The organism is Myxococcus sp. CA051A (genome assembly GCF_013336705.1).
In the GTDB taxonomy this organism is placed as follows: Bacteria; Myxococcota; Myxococcia; order Myxococcales; family Myxococcaceae; genus Myxococcus; species Myxococcus llanfairpwllgwyngyllgogerychwyrndrobwllllantysiliogogogochensis.
Genome location: NZ_JABUMS010000001.1, coordinates 702966 through 721112 on the forward strand (window position 1 = coordinate 702966; position 18147 = coordinate 721112).

Below are 18147 nucleotides of genomic sequence, written 5' to 3' on the forward strand. Positions count from 1 at the left end.
GGGTGACTGGGACGTGGGCGCCCGTTGCCTCACCGGGCGGGCGCCCGGTCCTCAGACGGTGTAGCGACGGCCTTGCTGCAGCGGCTCGATGACGCTGGCCGCGGTGTCGAAGTCGTCGGGGTAGTGGATGAGGCGCATGCGCGCGCGCAGTCCTTCGGGCAGCGCGGCGAGCTTTTCGTAGGGCGTGTGCACGCCGTAGTTCGTCTCGTGGATGACCAGGTCCGCGCGTGACAGCCAGTCGATGAGGCCCTCGTCGAAGGCGGTGTCCGCGCTGTAGCCCAGGCATCGGCCTCCCGCGTGGATGCGCAGCGCGGTGGTGGGCACGTGGTGGTACGTCATCCGGGCTTCGATGAGGAAGGGCCCGTGCCGCACGGCCGACTCGGTGGAGAGCGGCGTGTGCTCGAAGTAGTCCTCGAAGTGCTTCGGGTTGGGAGGCTCTCCCCGCTTCTCGATGAGGCACTCCATGCCCGCGGCCAGGTGGCCCTCCCAGAGCCGTTCGGCCACGTCCGGATGGGTGAGCAGCTCCAGCTTCTTCTTGAGCACGAAGAAGGAGAAGTAGCCCAGGCCCTCCAGGCCGGAGGCGTGGTCCGCGTGCAGGTGCGTGAGGGCCACGGCGCTGACGCGGTCCACGTCGAGCGGGACGCCGGAGGACAGGGCCGCCTCGCGCATCATCTTCCGGATGGGGTGCGGACAGTCCACGAGGAGCACCTGGTCCTCCGCCTCCACCGCCAGACACGAGGAATAGTAGAGGGCGGAGAAGGCGTCACCGACGCCCAGGGGAGTGAAGGACAGGCTCATGGCTGGCTCCGGAGGGACGGGTCGAGTCGCTCGCGCAGCTTCGCCGCGACCGAGGGAGGACAGAAGGCCGAAACGTCCTCGCCCCGGGCGACGCGCTGCTTGAGGCCGCTGCTGCTCACCTCGGCGAGGTGGGCCTCGGCGGGGAGGAAGAGGGTGGAGATTTCGGGGGCGAGCGCGCGGTTGTTCTGGGCGAGCTCCGTCTCGAATTGCGCATCGGTGGCCCCGCGCACGCCGCGCAGGAGCACGCTTGCGCCGATGGCCCGCGCGTAGTCGACGATGAGGCCTTGCGTCCACGCCACCGTGACGTTGGGGTGCATGGCCACGGCCTCGCGCACCAGCGCCATGCGCTCGTCCTGGGAGAGCAGGGTGTTCTTGGCGGGGTTGATGGCCACCACGACGACGACGTGGCCGAACAATCGCGCGGCCTGTCGCACGACGGACAGGTGTCCCGCCGTGACGGGGTCGAAGCTGCCTGCATAGACGGCGATGGTCACGACGACACCTCGGGTGTCCCGGGCGTTGGCTCTCGGGACGGGTGGAAGGCGAGTGCCACGTAGAGCGTGCCCGCGAGGCAGAGCATCGCGGACAGGGCGAAGTGTCCGGGGTAGCCCAGGGCCTGCGCGCTGAAGCCGCTGACGGCCGCCGCCGCGCCGGTGGCGAGCACCACCAGCGAGGCCTGCACGGTGTAGTCGGTGGCGGCGTGCTCGGGCCTGCATGCGTCCATCATCGCGGTGAAGACGGTGGCGGTGGCCATGCCGCTGGCCACGTGCTCCACGGCGCACACGGCGGTGAGCCAGGGCATCGACGAAGGGAAGCTGGCGACGAGCGCGTACAGCAGCACCGCCGTGGCCTGGATGACGCCGAAGAGCAGCAGCGCCCTGCGCCGTCCGAGCTTCACCACGAGGCTGCCGCCGATGAGCGCGCCCAGGAGCCCCGCCGTGAAGCCCACGCCTCCCAGCAGCCACGCGATGTCCGTCAGTGTCAGGCCCCGGTCCACCAGGAAGGTGCGCAGCATGCCCGTGGCCAGCGCCTCGCCCGCCTTGTAGACGACGAGCAGGATGAGCCACGTCGCGGCGCCCGGGCGTCGCCACCACCATTCGAGGCCCAGGCTCGCGCGGGGGGCGGGCTCGGTGGGCGGCTCGCGGTAGAGGGCCACGGGCACGGTGGCGACGAGCAACGTCAGGCCGAGGGCCAGGAGCGTGGGGCGCCAGCCCGCCTTGTCGAACACGGCGAGCATGACGCCGCCGCCCAGAATCATGCCCACGCGATAGGCGGCCACCTGGATGCCGTTGCCCCAGCCGCGCTCGGAGGGCGAAAGCAGTGTCACCGCGAGCCCGTCGGTCGCCACGTCCTGTGTCGCCGCCAGCAGGTTGACGCCGAGCACCGCCGCGAGCAGCAGGCGCGTGTCCACCGTGGAGTCGGGCAGCGCGAGCGACAGCAACAGGCCCGCGCTGAGGCACTGCAACGGGAGGATGTAGCCGCGACGCAGCCCCCAGCGCGCGGAGCCATGCCGGTCCATGAAGGGGGCCCAGAGGAACTTCAGGGCCCATGGCAGCGCGAGCAGATGGGCCAGTCCGATGGCCGGAAGCGACAGGCCCTGGTGGCGCAGCAGCACCGGGAGCGCCTGTGTGAAGAAGCCGAACGGCAGGCCCTGCGAGAGATAGAGGCTCGAGAGGAGGCCCAGCTTCGTGGAGGTCTTCATGCGCCCTCCCTCGCCGCCGAGGTGTCCAGGAGGCCCGCGGCCATGTGCTTCACGGTGTTCGCGGCGGAGCCTGCCGGCACCAGTCCGGGCGAGCTGGCCGAGAGGACGAAGTAGCCCTGCACCGCCGCGAAGAGTCCCGCCGCCAGCGCCCGCGCCTTGCGCTTTCCCACCAGCATCGCCACCAGCGCCTCGAGCTGCTCCAGGTCCGCGCGCACCACCTGCTCGTAGGCGGCGCGGACCTCCGGCTGACGAATCGCCTCCGCGCTGATGGTGACCCAGCCCGCCACCGCGCTCGTGTCCGCGTCCGCGCCCGTCGCGAGGAAGGCGTCCAGGAAGGCGTCGATACGGCCGCGCGCATCGTCGGCTCCAAGCCGCTCGAAGCGCTTCGCCACCCGCTCCCGCGCGCGCGCCGCGAGCTGCTGCACCAGCACGAGCAGAATCTCCTGCTTGTCGCTGAAGTGGTAGTGCACCAGCCCCGGACTCAGGCCCGCCGCCTTCGCGATTTCGTTGACGGAGGCCCGCTCATAGCCGCGCTCCGACATGACCCGCAGCAGGCCCGAGACGATTTGCTGTCGGCGCTCCTCGGTGTTGGACGGACGGGGCATGATGGCCTTGTTTATTGGTTGTGTGACCAACTTATAAACAGGCGGAGTCGTGGTGTCAATCGCTCCTGGGGCGGCGGGGGGAGGTCAGCCCTGGGGGCCGAGGTCCGGGTGGGTCGTGCTGACGGCGGTCCTCCGTCCCGAGACGAGGGCCTCGATTCCGACGGCGACGAGCCCCGGTACCTCCAGCGTGGGCAGGTGGCTGACGGCGGGCAGCCTCATGACGTGGAACCACGGATGGGTGGCGGCGAAGGCCACCTGGGTCTCCAGGTAGTCGTGCGTGTCCGGCTGCGAGTACAGGTGCAGCGTCGGCGTCGCGGGGCTCAGTCCGGCGAGTGCGCGAAGCGGTGAGCCCTCCCGCGAGTAGGCGGCGGCGATTTCGCGCGCGGCCCGGGCCCACATCTCCTCGGAGAACTCGAGCATGTCCTCATGGACGGCGCGCAGGACGTCCTTGTTCTCCACGCCCCGGGTCCACTGCTGGAACAGCTCGTCGCGCGTGCGTCCCCAGCGCTCCGACATCAGGCCCCGAAGCGTCGCCAGGAAGGGCGGGGGCGGCTCGGTGACAATCCAGTCCAGCACCACGAGCTGGGGGATTCGCTCCGCGCCCAGCTCGCGCCGCAGCTCCAGCGCCAGGAAACCCGCATGGGAGATGGCCACCGGCACCACCTGTCGCGCGCCGCTGGCGTCAATCACGGCGAGCAGGTCCTCGAGCACGGTGTCGCTGTCGAAGTCTTCGTCACCGTGTTCGGATTCTCCGTGGCCGCGCAGGTCCACGCAGAGCACCCGGTGTCGCTCGGCACAGAGGGTGACGAGAGGACTGAAGATGTCGCGGCGGGTGCACCAGCCGGGAATGAAGAGCAGCGTGAGCGCTCCCTGGCCGACGTCGTCGTAGCGAATGCGGGCACCACCGGTGGAGCGCACCTCGGGCATGTCTCCCCCTGTCGAACGAGGCTTCTTTCCTCAGGTGGACATGCGCCGGAAGCGTGGCAGCAGGCGGGCGGGGAAGGGATGGAGGCCCGGGCCGCTCGGACTTGCCGGGGCGTCCCGTCAGAACGTCAGCAGCGTCGTCACCTTGTCGCGCCCCAGTCGCTGGGGCCCCTCGAGGAAGTCGAGGCTGATGAGGAAGCTGAAGCCCACCAGCTCTCCGCCCAGTCGCTTCACCAGCTTCGCGGTGGCCTCCGCCGTGCCTCCGGTGGCGAGCACGTCATCCACCACCAGCACGCGCTCGCCCTGGAGGATGGCGTCCTCGTGCATCTCCACGCCATCCGCGCCGTACTCCAACGAGTAGCGCTCCACGATGGAGCGGTGGGGCAGCTTGCCCGGCTTGCGCGCCGGGACGAAGCCCGAGCCCAGCGCGAGGGCGATGGGCGCTCCGAGGAGGAAGCCGCGGGCCTCCACGCCGACGACCTTGGTGATGTGCTGGCCCCGGAACGGCGCGGCCATGGCGTTGATGACCCGGCCGAACAGGCGCGGGTCCGCGAGCACGGGGGTGATGTCCTTGAAGACGATGCCCGGCTTGGGGAAGTCCGGCACGTCGCGCAGGCGGGCATTCAGGTCGGCGACGAGGGTGGTGTCGGTGATGCTCGCGGCGGGCAGGCTCATTCGAAGACCTCCGGGTTGACGCAGTGGGGTGGCCGCCGTCCCCCCAGCGCGGCCAGCAGGTTGTCCACCGCCATGGAGGCCATGCGCCCCCGCGTGGCATGTGACGCGCTGGCGATGTGCGGCGCCAGCAGGACGTTGGGCAGGGTCATCAGCGGGCTGTCCGGGGAAAGGGGCTCGGGCTGCGTCACGTCCAGGGCCGCGCCGCCCAGCTTTCCCTCGCGAAGGGCCTCGACGAGGGCGTCCTGGTCGATGACTCCGCCTCGCGCCGTATTGACGAGCAGCGCCCCCGGCTTCATCGCCGCCAGCTCCGCGCGTCCCACCCAGTGCTTCGTCGCGGGCGTCAACGGGACATGCAGGGTGAGGATGTCCGCTTCGGCCAGGAGCGTGGCCTTGTCCACCTGGCGGGCGCCCGTCTGGGCCTCCAGCGCCGGTTTCGGCTCGCGGCTGACGTACAGGATGCGCATCCCGAAGCCCCGGGCCCGCCGGGCCACCGCCAAGCCGATGGCCCCCGGGCCGACGATACCCAGGGTGGCGCCGTACACATCCGTCCCCAGGAGGAGGGTGGGGCTCCAGGTCTTCCACTTGCCCGCCCGGACGAAGGCGTCCGCCTCCGCCACGCGCCGGGCCAGCCCCAGAATCAGGGCGAAGGCGAAGTCCGCGGAGGTCTCCGTGAGGGCGCCTGGGGTATTTCCCACCGCCACGCGCCGCCCGGTGCAGGCGGGAACGTCGATATTGTCGTAGCCCACGGCCACGTTGCTGACCGCCCGGAGGTTCGGGGCGCAGTCAAGCAGGCGAGCGTCGACCCGGTCCGTCAGCAAGGTGACGAGCCCCTCGCAGAGGGCCGCCTGGGCCATCAAGGTGTCACGGGAAGGTGGCAGTTCCTCCTCCCAGACGGACAGGTCCACATGCCTGCTCAGTCGGCCGAGGGCCTCTCCAGGGAGCTGGCGGGTCACGAAGACACGGGGGCGGACGGTCCGGGCCATGGCGAGCGTTGATGGTCTCATAGCCTGATGTCGGTGGCTGCTTCCGCTGGCCGACTCATCCACATTTCCCGCGAGCGGGAGCCCTCTTGCTGTGCTAGTGGCAGGGGTTCCCCGGCGCTTAGGAGCCAGGGGCCTGTGCCAGCCGTGCAATCCACCGCCGACATCCGAGACGCCCTCCCTCCTCAGGACACCCAGTGGCTCAGGGCCCTGAAGGCTGAAGTCCAACCCACCATCTTCAAGAAGGGCCGAGAGGTGGCGGAGTCCCGCCGCGTCTTCGGGCTCCAACGTGAAGGGGACCACATCCGCGCGCAGGTCGCCTCCTCCACGGGCGAGCGCTATGAAGTCGTGCTCGCGCTCGGAGATGGTCGAGCCACGTCCACCTGCACGTGTCAGTCGTGGAACGTCGATGGTCCCCACTGCAAGCATGTGGTGGCCGCCGCGCTCATCTATGCCGCGCGTTTCCGGCCGCCTCCCCGGCCCCAGCCGGTGGTCGCCGCGCCTGTCGAACCCACCGCGCCCAACGGCAACAACGAGGTGGTGGACAACGAGGTCCCCGTGGAGCCGGAAGGCCCCGTGGTGGACGCCGTCAACCTGCCCGCGCTCGCGAAGGTGGAGAGCTGGCTGGGCCTGTCCTCGCAGCCGGACTATGAGTTCTTCTACCGGCTGACGGCGGCGAACACGAACTCGGGCAGTCGCCAGTGGGTCGTGGACGTGCGTCGGCAGGACGCGCAGACCAAGGGGCCCATCCACGTCAAGCGGACCCTCCAGACGGGGGGGCGCATCTCCCCCGCCGACGAGCGCGTCTTCATGGCGTTGTCGCGCCACGAGCATCGCTACGACTCGCGCATCGTCCTGTCGGACGAGGAGTTGAGCGAGGCGATGGACCTGCTGCGCCAGCGGCGGGTCATCTACCGGGGCACGGCGCTCATCAACACGGAAGTGCCCATCCGTCCGCAGATTCGCCTGGAGTCCCGGCCGGACGGCGCCACGGCGCGCATCGAGCTGCTCTTCCCGGACGGGCTGAGCTACTCGCTCAAGGACGTCATCATCCTGTCGGGCCGGCGCACCTGGGTCATCCAGGCGCAGAACCTCCACCCCGTGGAGCCCGACTTCCCGCCCCGGCTGCTGCGCAAGTGGCTGCTGGAGCCCAGCATGTCCTTCCCCTCGGGACAGTTGGACCGGGTGCTGACGTTCTTCGCCGCGCACCTGCCGCGCTTCCGCATGTCGTTGAAGGCGGACGACATCGAGGTGGACGAGGCGGTGGAGCCGCACTTCGTGCTGACGCTCGAGGGCACTCCGGAGCGCGTGAAGGCGCAGCTGGCCGCGCGTTACGGGCAGACGACGGCGCCGGTGTCTCCCACGGCCACGCACCTGGGCTACGCCAGTGGCGTGGGTGGGGACAGCCGCAAGTTGTACCGTCGTCGTGAGGACCTGGAGCGAGCCGCGGGCAAGCTGCTGTTGGACCAGGGCCTGCGCTTCGAGCCGCAGGCGCAGGTGTTCGACGCGACGGGCGACGTGGCGCTGGAGTTCTGGGCGCGCGGGCTCGCCTCGCTGCCGGCGGAGTGGGAGCGCTTCGGCGTGCAGGCGCCCAAGGTGCGGCTGCGCCCGAAGCTCAAGCCGCGCATCCGCGTGGGCATGAGCGGCGTGCAGTGGTTCGACCTGGACGCTGAGTTCGTCACGGACGACCAGGCGGTGGACCTGGGCGCGGTGCGCATGTGGCTGGACTCCGGCCGCAAGTTCGTGCCGCTGAAGGACGGCTCGTTCGCTGAAGCGGACCCGGTCGAAATCAAGCGCGTGGCGGACCTGCTGGAAGAGGCGGGTGCGCTGCCGGGCCGGTCCCGCACGCGGCTGCCGTTGCACCAGGCGGTGGCGTTGGACCTGCTCGCGGACCTGGGTGAGTTCACCGAGGTGGAGGCGAAGGCCCGGCAGGCGATGCTGGAGCTGCGCGAGACGGCGGGGGTTCCGAAGGTCGCGGTGCCCGACGGGCTCCACGCCACGCTCCGGCACTACCAGGAGGCGGGCCTGTCCTGGCTCTGGTTCCTGCGCCGCCATGGCCTGTCCGGCATCCTCGCGGACGACATGGGCTTGGGCAAGACGGTGCAGTCGCTCAGCCTCCTGCAGAAGATGGCGAACGAAGAGGGGCGCAAGCCGTCGCTCGTCGTGGCGCCCACGAGCGTGCTCGCCAACTGGGAGCGCGAGGCGGAGCGTTTCACCCCGGGCCTCAAGGCCATGGTGTGGCACGGGCAGGACCGCAAGGAGCGCGCCGAGGACCTGAAGGGCATGGACCTGGTGCTCACGTCCTACGCGCTGGTGCGAAGAGACCTGGATCAGCTGTCCCAGGTGGGCTTCCGCTTCGTGATTCTGGACGAGGCGCAGAACATCAAGAACGCGGACAGCGCCACGGCGCAGGCGTGCAAGTCGCTTCCGAGCGACACGCGACTGGCGCTCACGGGTACGCCGCTGGAGAACCGGCTGTCGGAGCTGTGGAGCATCTTCGACTTCCTCATGCCGGGCTTCCTCGGCAGCGCGGACAGCTTCAGCGACAGGTACGAGCAGCCCATCCAGGTGGCGAACGACGCCTCCGCGAGGGACAGGCTGCGCCGGCGCATCCAGCCCTTCATCCTGCGTCGCCTGAAGACGGAGGTGGCCAAGGACCTGCCGCCGAAGACGGAGAGCGTCGCCTGGTGCGAGATGGAGCCGGGTCAGGCCGCCCTCTATCGCGAGGTGATGGAGGAGAGCCGCCGCAAGGTCAGCGAGAGCATCGAGAAGGTCGGCTTCAAGCGCAGCCGCGTGTCGATTCTCGCCGCGCTCATGCGGCTGCGGCAGGTGTGTTGTGATCCGCGCCTGCTCAAGATGCCCCCGGGCACGTTGTTGCCGCCCAGCGCGAAGGTCGAGCGCTTCATGGAGCTGGTGGAGGACCTGGTGGCGGAAGGCCACCGGGCCCTGGTGTTCAGCCAGTTCACGGAGATGCTGGAGCTGCTCAAGCAGGAGGCGGACAAGAAGGGCCTGCGCTACCTCTACCTGGACGGTCGCACCAAGGACCGCATGGGCAAGGTGGACGAGTACAACCGCCCGGACGGACCGCCCCTGTTCTTCATCTCCTTGAAGGCGGGTGGCACCGGCCTCAACCTCACCGCGGCCGACTACGTCATCCACTTCGACCCGTGGTGGAACCCGGCCGTGGAAGACCAGGCCACGGACCGTACGCACCGCATCGGTCAGACGCGCGCCGTCATCAGCTACAAGCTGATTACCCGCGGCACGGTGGAGGAGAAGATTCTCTCCCTCCAGCGTCGCAAGCGAGACCTCGCCGCCGGAGTGCTCGGTGGAGAGGGTGACGAGATGGCGAGGACCCTCACCGAGCAGGACATCCAGGAGCTCTTCACCGAGAGCCAGTCCTGAGACGGAGGGGAGGGTTGGGGTTCCAACGGAACTTCGCCCTCCCCCCGCCCGCCATCCGTGCGGCTGACCAGAACGCCTGTGCAGTGTCAGTGGGACCTGCTAGGGTGTTCAGTGCCAGGGCCGTCGTACGGACATTGGAGGGCGCGCGTGCTGCTGGGTCTGCGGATTTCGAACGTGGCGGTGATCGAGGAGGTGGAGGTGGCGTTCGGAGCCGGCCTCACCGTCCTCACGGGTGAGACAGGTGCGGGCAAGTCCATCCTCGTGGATTCATTGGGCTTGCTGCTGGGAGGCAGGGCGGACGCGGATGTCATCCGCGCCGGCTGCGAGGAGGCGTCCGTGGAGGGCGTCTTCGCACGCACGCCGGTGCTGGGCGCGCGCCTGGAGGAGCTGGGCCTTCCAGACTTGGGCGAGGAGGTGCTGGTGCGTCGCGTGTTGGGGCGCACCGGAAGGGGCAAGGTCTACGTCAACGGCGCCCTCGTCACGGTGGGGGTGCTGGCCAAGCTGACGCGGGGGGCGGTGGACCTCGCGGGGCAGCACGAGCACGTCAGCCTCTTCGACTCGGGCCTGCACCGGGTGCTCCTCGACAGGTACGGGGAGGTGGAGGTGGCGCTGGCGTCCTACTTCGGGGAGTACTCCGCGCTGCGGGAGGTGGACGCGCGCATGGAGGCCCTGGGTGGGGACGAGGCGAAGGTGCGGGAGCGCGCGGAGTTCCTGCGCTTCCAGCTCGACGAAATCGCGCGCATCGACCCGGAGTCGGGCGAGGACGTGAAGCTGGACGTCGAGCGCAAGCGCCTGTCGAGCGCGGAGAAGCTCAAGCGCCTGGGGGCGGAGGCGGAGCTCCTCGTGGCGGGGGAAGAGGCCTCGGCGCTGGAGACGGTGGGCCGCGCCCTGGGGCTGGTGCACGACGCGGTGAAGTTCGACGCGACGCTGTCGCCGGTGGCGCAGTCGCTGAGCACGGCCCTGTCGGAGCTGGAGGAGGCGCAGCGGCGGCTCAACCGGTACGTGGAGGGGCTGGAGTCGGACCCGACGCGGCTGGCGGACGTGGACGAGCGGCTGGATGGCCTCAAGCGGCTGTGCCGCAAGCACGGCGCCACGCTGGACGGCGTGCTGAAGAAGCGCGGCGAAATCGAGGCGGAGCTGGGCACGCTGGAGAACCGCCAGGAAGTGCTCGAGGAGCTGGCCACGGAGCGGCGCAAGGTGGAGGAGCGCGCGCGCAAGGCGGCCCGGGTGCTGTCGAAGGCCCGGACGACGAGCGCGGTGGAGTTCTCCGCGCAGGTGCGCGAGGGCCTGGGGCACCTGGCCATGGGCAAGGCGGCCTTCGAGGTGCGCGTGACGCCCGGGGAAACGCTGCGTCCGGATGGCGCGGACGAGGTGGAGTTCTTCTTCAGCGCGAACCCCGGTGAGCCGGCGCGGCCCTTGGCGAAGGTGGCCTCGGGTGGTGAGGCGAGCCGGTTGCTGTTGGCCCTGAAGCGGGCCCTGGCGGGCAGCGACGCGTGTGGCTGCTACGTGCTGGACGAGGCCGACGCGGGCGTCAGCGGCGCCATCGCGGACGTGGTGGGGCGGATGATCAAGGAGGTGAGCGGTCACCGTCAGGTGCTCTGCATCACCCATCTGCCCCAGGTGGCGGCCTACGCGGACGCCCACCTGCTCATCCGCAAGGCGGTGAAGGCGGAGCGAACCGTCTCCCAGGTGACTGTTCTGGCGGCGGGCGCGGACCGCACGCGGGAGCTGGCCCGGATGATGTCCGGCGTGGAGGTCACGCGGGAGGCGCTGGGGGCGGCGGAGGCCCTGGTGCGCTCGGCCCACCGTTCCCTGGGGGCACCGAGGACCCGGCGGGAGTCCGGACCCGAGGGAGGACCCCGTGGCCGCCTCCGAAGATTGGCTTGACGCGCTGCAAGGTCATCCGTGTCCTTGCCCCATCGGTGGGTCTCACATAGCATCATTGGTGTGTCCAACACCGCAGGGCTGACCGCGGCCTCCCGCCTCAAAGTCGTTTCCGCTGGCCTGACGGACGTCGGGCGGAAGCGCAACCACAACGAGGACAGTTTCCTCATCGACGATGAGCTGCAGCTCTACGTCGTGGCGGATGGAATGGGCGGCCATGCCGGCGGCGGTACCGCGTCGCGCATCGCCGTCGAGACCATCGACAAGGAGCTCCGGCGGGCTCGGGAGGGAAAGGACAATCCGTTCCTGTCCGTGCCCAACCTCCAGGACTCACCGATACCGGAGGCCCTGCGCACGGCCGTGGAGAAGGCGTGTCTCGCCATCTACACGGCGGCGCAGGAAGACCCGCGGCTGTCCGGCATGGGCACCACGGTGATTTCCCTCGTGGTGCGCGATGAGCACGCCTTCTTCGCCCACGTGGGTGACAGCCGCGCGTACCTCATCCGGGGCGACCTCATCCAGCAGATCTCCGAGGACCACTCGCTGGTCAACGAGCAGATCAAGGCGGGGATGATCACGCCGGAGGAGGCCAAGCACTCCCGCTACAAGAACATCATCACCCGCTCCGTGGGCTTCGAAGAGGAAGTCCAGGTGGACGTGATGGGGCTCGTCTCCGAGCCCGGCGACGTGTTCCTGCTGTGTTCGGACGGCCTGGCCAACATGCTCGAGGACCGCGAAATCCACGAGGTCGTGGCCCAGGCGCAGAGCTTCGAGGACGTGCCCAAGCGCCTCGTCGACTTCGCCAACGAGCGCGGCGGCGACGACAACATCACCGTCATCGTGGTGCGGGTCGCCCCCTGAGGCACCCGGCCCCGTGGCCGACAAACACCTCGTCAGGTCACTGTTGACCTTGACACTCTTGGAAACTGAATGGTAGCTGCCCAAACGTTTCCAACCCTGGCAGACGTCGCCGGGAGACGAAGCAGGCGGGGTGTGGCGGTGGGGGGAGGTGTTGGGCGACACGGAGCGACTTAGCTTCTGGCGCCGGATGTCCCACGCAAGCAGGGAGCTGTCCCGTGGCGAAAAAGTCCTTCACGTTGATGGTGATCCCGGACCATGACGCGCCGGTGAAGCGGTACACCATCCAACGCTCGTTCCTGATGCAGGTGGGGATGGGGTTGATGCTGGTGGTGGGACTGAGCGCGGGTGCGAGCATCCACTACTTCCAGGTGGCGGCGGACGCCTCCGAGAACCGCATCCTCCGCGAGGAGAACCTGACGCTGCGCTCGCAGCTCAAGTCGGTGCGGGAGCGAATCGAGCACATCGGCTCCACGTTGGACCGGGTGGAGCGGTTCGACCAGAAGCTCCGGGCGATGACGCTGCTGTCGGACCCGCAGCGCAACCTGGCCATGGGCCCCACGGAGCCGGAAGCGGGCACCCAGGTGCCGACGACGGACACCCAGTTCACCCAGCTGACCACCACCGAGACGCCCAAGCTGCTGATGGGCCGGTTGGACAAGCTGAGCGCGGAGGCCACCCGTCAGGAGCAGAGCCTCCAGGAGCTGCAGGCGTACTTCCAGGACCAGAAGTCGCTGCTCGCCTCCACGCCGTCCGTCTGGCCCGCGCGCGGCTGGGTGACGAGCGACTTTGGCCAGCGAGTGGACCCGTACACCGCCGACCGCGTCATGCACGCGGGTCTCGACATCGCCGCGCCCCATGGCAAGGAAGTCTTCTCGCCGTCGGACGGCACGGTGGTGTTCGCGGGCCTGGAGGGCGGCTACGGCAACGTCATCGTCGTGGACCACGGCTACGGCATCAAGACGCGCTACGGCCACCTGGCGAAGATGCTGGTGAAGGCGGGAGACCGCGTGAAGCGCGGCTCGCTCATCGCCGCGGTCGGCAACACGGGCCGCTCCACCGGACCGCACCTGCACTACGAGGTCCGCGTCAACGGCATCCCCCAGAACCCGCGCAAGTTCATCCTCGAGGAGTAGTCCTCGGAGTGCGCGGTGCCTCTCGGGCCTGGCTCGGGAGGGTGGTTGCGGGTGTTGAACCCCAGGGACGTCGGGCCTTCCGGCTCGCCCCTGGGACGCAAAGCCCCCCTGGCCTTCCTCAACGAGAGAGCGTGGCGGGCCCTGGGATGGATGCGTCCAGCCGGAGCCGTCGCTGCTGGAGTCCATCGGCGCGTCCGCTGCGCTGCATGACGTGGGCGCGCTCCAGCTCCGCCCAGAGCAGGGGGCCCAGCACCTGCCAGTGCGAGGGCGAGTCCACCGTCACCTCCAGCAGGCTCACCGTCCAGCTCGGGGCGTCCGTGTCGGGCGTGCCCTCGGGGAGCACCCGGCGCACGTCGCGTGAGAGGCGCTCGTGGGTGGGGCCGGCCAGGTCCGCGCTCACGGTGAGCTGTGAGGTGGGCACCAGCAGCGCGGCGAAGGCGTCCGGGTGCAGGCGAATCACCTTGGCGCCCGGGTACTGCGCGGCGAGCGACTCCACGGTGGCGCGCAGAATCGCGTCGCCAATGGCGAAGCCGAAGCGGGCGTTGAGGGAAATCATCTCCTTCACATCCGCGATGACGGCGCCCACGCGCCAGCCGTCATGGTGCGCATGCGTGGACAGGTCGTACTCCTCTTTCAGGAGACTCCCCTGGGTGAGAGCGGGGACCTGGAGCGCGCCCGTCTTCGGGTCCGGGTGGCCGCGACGGGCCTGCTCGGCCTGGAGGAGCACCTCGACGGCGGCCTGCACGGGCGCCTGGGGGCTGCGGGTCAGCACCCAGGGGTGGAGGGCGATGAGGGCGGTGGCGGTGGCGTCGTCGAGCGGATAGGGCATCTGACTGGCTTCTCTAGCGCGTCGCGAGGACGCGCGCAGGGGCTTCCCGTCAGCGCAGCCGGTGGGCCGTCACCGTCACTTCATCCCGGTCATGGTAGAGCTGGCGGACGGTGAGGCCCTCCCAGCCGCCCTCCTCGACGAGCGTGTGGCGCACGCGCAGGAGGACCGGGTTCTTGTCCTTCATGGGCAGCTTGATGTTGGCCACCAGGTGGCTTGCCCAGCCACGGCGCCCCCACTTGGCGAGCAGCTGGGCCACCTCCAACGGACGCCACGCCATGTCGCAGAAGAGCCAGTCGGCGGGCTCCTCGGGGGCATAGGAGAAGGCGCTCTCCTGGATGTGCTTCACCCGGCCATTCGAGGCCAGCTCGGGCATCAGCTTCGCCGGGTCCACCGCCACCACCTTCGCGCCCCGGGCCACCAGCCGCTGCGTCCAACCCCCGGGCGCCGCGCCCAGGTCCACGCAGACGTCGCCGCGCCCTGGCTCGAAGGCCAGGCCGTCCAGCGCTTCCTCCAGCTTCATGGCGGCGCGCGAGGGGGACTCGACCTCCCGGCGCATGCGTCGTCGCCCTCCGGGGGCCAGGGACAGGGCTTCGCGCGCGGAGACCGCGCCCACGGCCGTCACGCCGTCGGGTGCCACGCACAGCGTCACCAGCCGGGCGCCGGACTCCCGCGCCCGCGCCGCGTCGTCGAGCAGCCGCTCCGAGGGCAGCCGCGTGCGCACCGCCGCCTCCAGCGCCTCCGCCACGGCCGCCAGCGTGTTGCCCCGAGGGCTGTCGGGCGTGAAGGACTGGAGGACCCAGGGGGCCGTCCCCGGCAGGGAGATGATGGCCCGGGCCGCCGCGTCCGCCTGGACGTCGGGCGTTCCCGGAGGCAGCGAGGCGACCACCCGCCAGGTTGCGCGGGCGAAGGCGGGAGCGAGGCCCGGCTGCGAGTCGCTCTCCACCAGGGCCTCTCCAAGCAGGCGAGGGGCCATGCCCGCCCAGGCCAGCTCCTCGAAGAGGTGGGGCTCGAACCCGGCCCGACAGGTCCACAGCCAGCGTCCCACCTGGGGCGGCTGCGTCTGTGCGGGCATGGGGGGAACGCGCGCCCTCGGGGGGGCGGGGGGAGGGGGCGGCGCGGTGCGTGCAGGGGCCGACCCACCCTGGGTGGGGGCGGGCTTGCGGTGGGCGGGCGGCGCCGGGCGGCCGGGGCGACGAGGGGACTTCGAGGGGGCGCCCCGGGCAGGCCGGCGGCGGGGATTTCGCGGAGGGGACATTGCGTGGGCTCCGTTCCGCTTTACTCTGAACCGATGCGCGCTGGGCAACCGGCCGAGAGGAAGTTTCAAGAGGCGCGCGTGGTTTCCCACCAAGCCTCCCTTACATCTCCAGGGATTTCCCTTCACTCGCCGCCGTCCTTCGAGGATTCTCCGGCCGCGAGAGAGTCAACGAATGATCGAATGGACGCTGAAGAAGCTCATCGGGACCAAGAATGAGCGCGAGCTCAAGAAGGCCCGCGAGAAGGTCATCCGCATCAACGAGCTGGAGAGCCGGATGCGGGCCCTCAAGGACGAGGACTTTCCTGCCGAGACGGCTCGGCTGAAGCAGGAGATTCAGAACGGGAGGCCGCTCGACAGCATGCTCTTCGAGGCCTTCGCGCTCATCCGTGAAGGCGCGCGCCGCGAAATCGGCCAGCGTCACTATGACGTCCAGCTCATCGGCGGCATGTTCCTGCACGAGGGGTGCATCGCGGAGATGCGCACCGGTGAAGGCAAGACGCTGACGGCCACCTTGCCCTGCTACCTCAACGCCCTGTCCGGGCGCGGGGTGCACGTGGTGACGGTGAACGACTACCTCGCCCGCCGCGACGCGGAGTGGATGGGGCGCGTCTACAAGTTCATGGGCATGACGACGGGCTGCGTGCTCCACGAGCTGTCGGACAAGCAGCGCCAGGAAGCCTATCGCTCGGACATCACCTACGGGCAGAACAACGAGTTCGGCTTCGACTACCTGCGCGACAACATGAAGTTCCGCCTGCAGGACTACGTCCAGCGCGAGCTGAACTACGCGATTGTGGACGAGGTGGACTCCATCCTCATCGACGAGGCCCGCACCCCGCTCATCATCTCCGGTCCCACCGAGGACAGCACGGACAAGTACTACCGGGTGGACCAGGTCATCCCCGGCCTCGTCCCGGACCAGGACTTCACCCTGGACGAGAAGCACCGCTCGGTGTCCCTGACGGATGACGGCATCGAGAAGCTGCAGAAGCGGCTGAGCGTGTCCAACCTCTACGACCCGGGCGAAATCGAGACGCTCCACCACGTGGAGCAGGGCCTGCGCGCGCACACGCTCTACAAGCGCGACAAGGACTACGTGGTGAAGGACGGCGAGGTCGTCATCGTCGACGAGTTCACCGGCCGCCAGATGCCGGGCCGCCGCTGGTCCGACGGCCTCCACCAGGCGATTGAGGCCAAGGAGGGCGTGAAGATCGAGAACGAGAACCAGACGCTGGCGACCATCTCGTTCCAGAACTACTTCCGCATGTACACCAAGCTGTCCGGCATGACGGGCACCGCGGACACGGAGGCGGAGGAGTTCGCGAAGATCTACAACCTGGACGTCCGCGTCATCCCGACCAACCGCACCAACGTCCGCAAGGACCAGCAGGACGTGGTCTACAAGACGGAGCGCGAGAAGTTCGAGGCGGTGGCCGCGCAGATTGAAGAGCTGCACAAGAATGGCCAGCCGGTGCTGGTGGGCACGGTGTCCATCGCCAAGAGCGAGGTGGTCGCCAACTTCCTGAAGAAGCGTGGCGTCCCCCACAACGTCCTCAACGCCAAGCAGCACCAGCGCGAGGCGGACATCGTCGCGCAGGCGGGCCGCAAGGGCGCCGTCACCATCTCCACCAACATGGCCGGCCGTGGAACGGACATCCTCCTGGGCGGCAACGCGGAGGTGCTCGCCAAGGCCTCCGTGGGCCCCCCGCCGGAGGCCCCCGCGCCGCTGCCGCCCCCGGTGGATGGCGCCGCGCCGCAGGTGGACCCGATGGTCGCCTACCAGCAGGAGCTGGCGGACTGGGAGCAGCGGCTCGTCGCCGCCCAGGCCCGGCTGGAGACGGAGACGAAGCAGGAGCGCGAGGAGGTGATGGCGGCCGGCGGCCTGTTCATCATCGGCACCGAGCGCCACGAGTCGCGCCGCGTGGACAACCAGCTGCGCGGCCGCGCCGGTCGCCAGGGTGACCCGGGCGCCAGCCGGTTCTTCCTCTCGCTCGAGGATGACCTGATGCGCATCTTCGGCTCGGAGCGCATCCAGGGACTCATGGAGCGGCTGGGCATGGAGGAGGGCGAGGTCATCGAGCACATCTGGCTGTCCCGCGCGATTGAAGGGGCCCAGAAGCGTGTCGAGGGACACAACTTCGACATCCGCAAGAACCTGCTCGAGTACGACGACGTGATGAACCAGCAGCGGCGCACCATCTACAAGCTGCGTCGTCAGGTGCTGGCCGCGGGCGCGGGCGTCCCCCTGGTGGAGTTCACCGAGGACCCGAAGACGCGCGTGAAGAGCCGCTCCGAGCGGATGGTGAGCTGGGCGGACTTCAAGGAGATGGTCCTGGACGCGCTGGAGGACGTCATCGTCTCCACCGTGGACACGTACGCGCCCACCAAGGGCTCGGACGGGTGGGACCTGGACGCCTTGTCGAAGAACGTGAAGGAGACGTTCGACCTGGAGATGGGCTTCGAGGGCGTGGGCAACCGCGACGAACTCCAGGACCACATCTACAAGGCGGCGGAGAAGGTCTTCCGCACGCGCGACGAGGAGTTCGGCGAGAACTTCCTGCGCTTCCTCCAGTACAACTACCTGGCGACCATCGACCGGCTCTGGAAGGAGCACCTGCTGGGCATGGACCATCTGCGCCAGGGCATCGGCCTGCGTGGCTACGGCCAGAAGGACCCGAAGCAGGAGTACAAGCGCGAGGGCTACCAGGGCTTCATCCAGACCCTGTCCGCCATCAAGGCGCAGTTCGTCTCGCAGCTCATGCGCGTACAGCCCCGCTCCGCCACCAGCGCGGAGGAAGAGGCCGTCCGCATCCAGCGCCAGCTGGCCCAGCAGCAGCGCAAGGCGGTGGAAGGCCGTGGCACGGCGGAGGGCAAGCTGGACGAGGCCTCCGTGGCCGCGGCGGCCCGTACGCCGGCCGCCCAGCAGGGCCCCCGCGTGGGCCGCAATGACCCCTGCCCCTGCGGCAGCGGTCGCAAGTACAAGAAGTGCCACGGCGCGGCGGAAGCCAGCGTCTAGGCGCCTCTTCGCGGGACGTCGGAAGTAGGGCGCCGGCGCGGCGCCGTCCGGGGTTGTCGGACGGCGGGCCGCGCCGGTCC

14 protein-coding genes are annotated in these 18147 nt (G+C 69.6%); 5 read left to right on the top strand and 9 right to left on the bottom strand.

Annotation, left to right across the window (positions count from 1 at the left end; translation table 11 throughout):
- Positions 1–51: 51 nt before the first annotated feature.
- The 7 genes from HUA74_RS02870 to HUA74_RS02900 all read right to left on the bottom strand — a co-directional run bounded on the left by HUA74_RS02870 (position 52) and on the right by HUA74_RS02900 (position 5687).
- The gene (locus HUA74_RS02870; RefSeq protein ID WP_174453323.1) at positions 52–798 is read right to left on the bottom strand and encodes an MBL fold metallo-hydrolase; all 747 of its coding nucleotides are present in this window, start codon (positions 796–798) and stop codon (positions 52–54) included.
- Positions 795–1292: a pantetheine-phosphate adenylyltransferase gene (coaD, locus tag HUA74_RS02875; protein ID WP_141641062.1), complete on the bottom strand. Its 498-nt coding sequence runs from the start codon at positions 1290–1292 to the stop codon at positions 795–797. Before coaD ends, HUA74_RS02870 begins: the two co-directional genes overlap by 4 nt.
- A complete protein-coding gene (locus HUA74_RS02880; protein ID WP_174453324.1) occupies positions 1289–2500 on the bottom strand; it encodes an MFS transporter in 1212 nt (403 codons plus the stop codon). The genes coaD and HUA74_RS02880 overlap by 4 nt, the downstream gene beginning before the upstream one ends.
- Positions 2497–3105, bottom strand: a complete 609-nt coding sequence (locus HUA74_RS02885; RefSeq protein WP_174453325.1) for a TetR/AcrR family transcriptional regulator — start codon at positions 3103–3105, stop codon at positions 2497–2499. The genes HUA74_RS02880 and HUA74_RS02885 overlap by 4 nt, the downstream gene beginning before the upstream one ends.
- A gap of 84 nt (positions 3106–3189) precedes the next feature.
- Positions 3190–4032, bottom strand: a complete 843-nt coding sequence (locus HUA74_RS02890) for an alpha/beta fold hydrolase (RefSeq protein WP_174453326.1) — start codon at positions 4030–4032, stop codon at positions 3190–3192.
- A 117-nt stretch (positions 4033–4149) separates the two neighbouring features.
- The gene (locus tag HUA74_RS02895; protein ID WP_141641066.1) at positions 4150–4704 is read right to left on the bottom strand and encodes an adenine phosphoribosyltransferase; all 555 of its coding nucleotides are present in this window, start codon (positions 4702–4704) and stop codon (positions 4150–4152) included.
- On the bottom strand, positions 4701–5687 hold the full coding sequence (locus tag HUA74_RS02900) for a D-glycerate dehydrogenase (protein ID WP_174453327.1): 987 nt from the start codon (positions 5685–5687) through the stop codon (positions 4701–4703). Before HUA74_RS02900 ends, HUA74_RS02895 begins: the two co-directional genes overlap by 4 nt.
- Before the next feature lie 135 nt (positions 5688–5822).
- Here HUA74_RS02900 and HUA74_RS02905 point away from each other — a divergent pair, with 135 nt between their 5' ends.
- From HUA74_RS02905 to HUA74_RS02920, 4 genes are all read left to right on the top strand, one after another.
- Complete coding sequence (locus HUA74_RS02905; protein ID WP_371745475.1) at positions 5823–9089, top strand: SNF2-related protein; 3267 nt, start codon at positions 5823–5825, stop codon at positions 9087–9089.
- A 147-nt stretch (positions 9090–9236) separates the two neighbouring features.
- A complete protein-coding gene (gene recN / locus HUA74_RS02910) occupies positions 9237–10976 on the top strand; it encodes a DNA repair protein RecN (RefSeq protein WP_141641068.1) in 1740 nt (579 codons plus the stop codon).
- A 60-nt stretch (positions 10977–11036) separates the two neighbouring features.
- Positions 11037–11834 carry a Stp1/IreP family PP2C-type Ser/Thr phosphatase gene (locus HUA74_RS02915; protein WP_141641069.1) on the top strand — a complete coding sequence of 266 codons (798 nt, stop codon included), beginning with the start codon at positions 11037–11039 and terminating at the stop codon, positions 11832–11834.
- 215 nt (positions 11835–12049) lie between these two features.
- Positions 12050–12967, top strand: coding sequence for a M23 family metallopeptidase (locus HUA74_RS02920; RefSeq protein ID WP_141641070.1), 918 nt, complete (start codon positions 12050–12052; stop codon positions 12965–12967).
- A 118-nt stretch (positions 12968–13085) separates the two neighbouring features.
- Here HUA74_RS02920 and HUA74_RS02925 read toward each other — a convergent pair whose 3' ends face one another.
- Entirely contained in the window at positions 13086–13796 is a 711-nt protein-coding gene (locus HUA74_RS02925; RefSeq protein WP_174453328.1) for a diguanylate cyclase, read from the bottom strand.
- A gap of 49 nt (positions 13797–13845) precedes the next feature.
- The gene (gene rlmM / locus HUA74_RS02930; RefSeq protein ID WP_174453329.1) at positions 13846–14868 is read right to left on the bottom strand and encodes a 23S rRNA (cytidine(2498)-2'-O)-methyltransferase RlmM; all 1023 of its coding nucleotides are present in this window, start codon (positions 14866–14868) and stop codon (positions 13846–13848) included.
- A 355-nt stretch (positions 14869–15223) separates the two neighbouring features.
- Between rlmM and secA the strand changes: the two genes are divergently transcribed.
- Positions 15224–18067 carry a preprotein translocase subunit SecA gene (gene secA / locus HUA74_RS02935; RefSeq protein ID WP_174453330.1) on the top strand — a complete coding sequence of 948 codons (2844 nt, stop codon included), beginning with the start codon at positions 15224–15226 and terminating at the stop codon, positions 18065–18067.
- Positions 18068–18147: the final 80 nt, after the last annotated feature.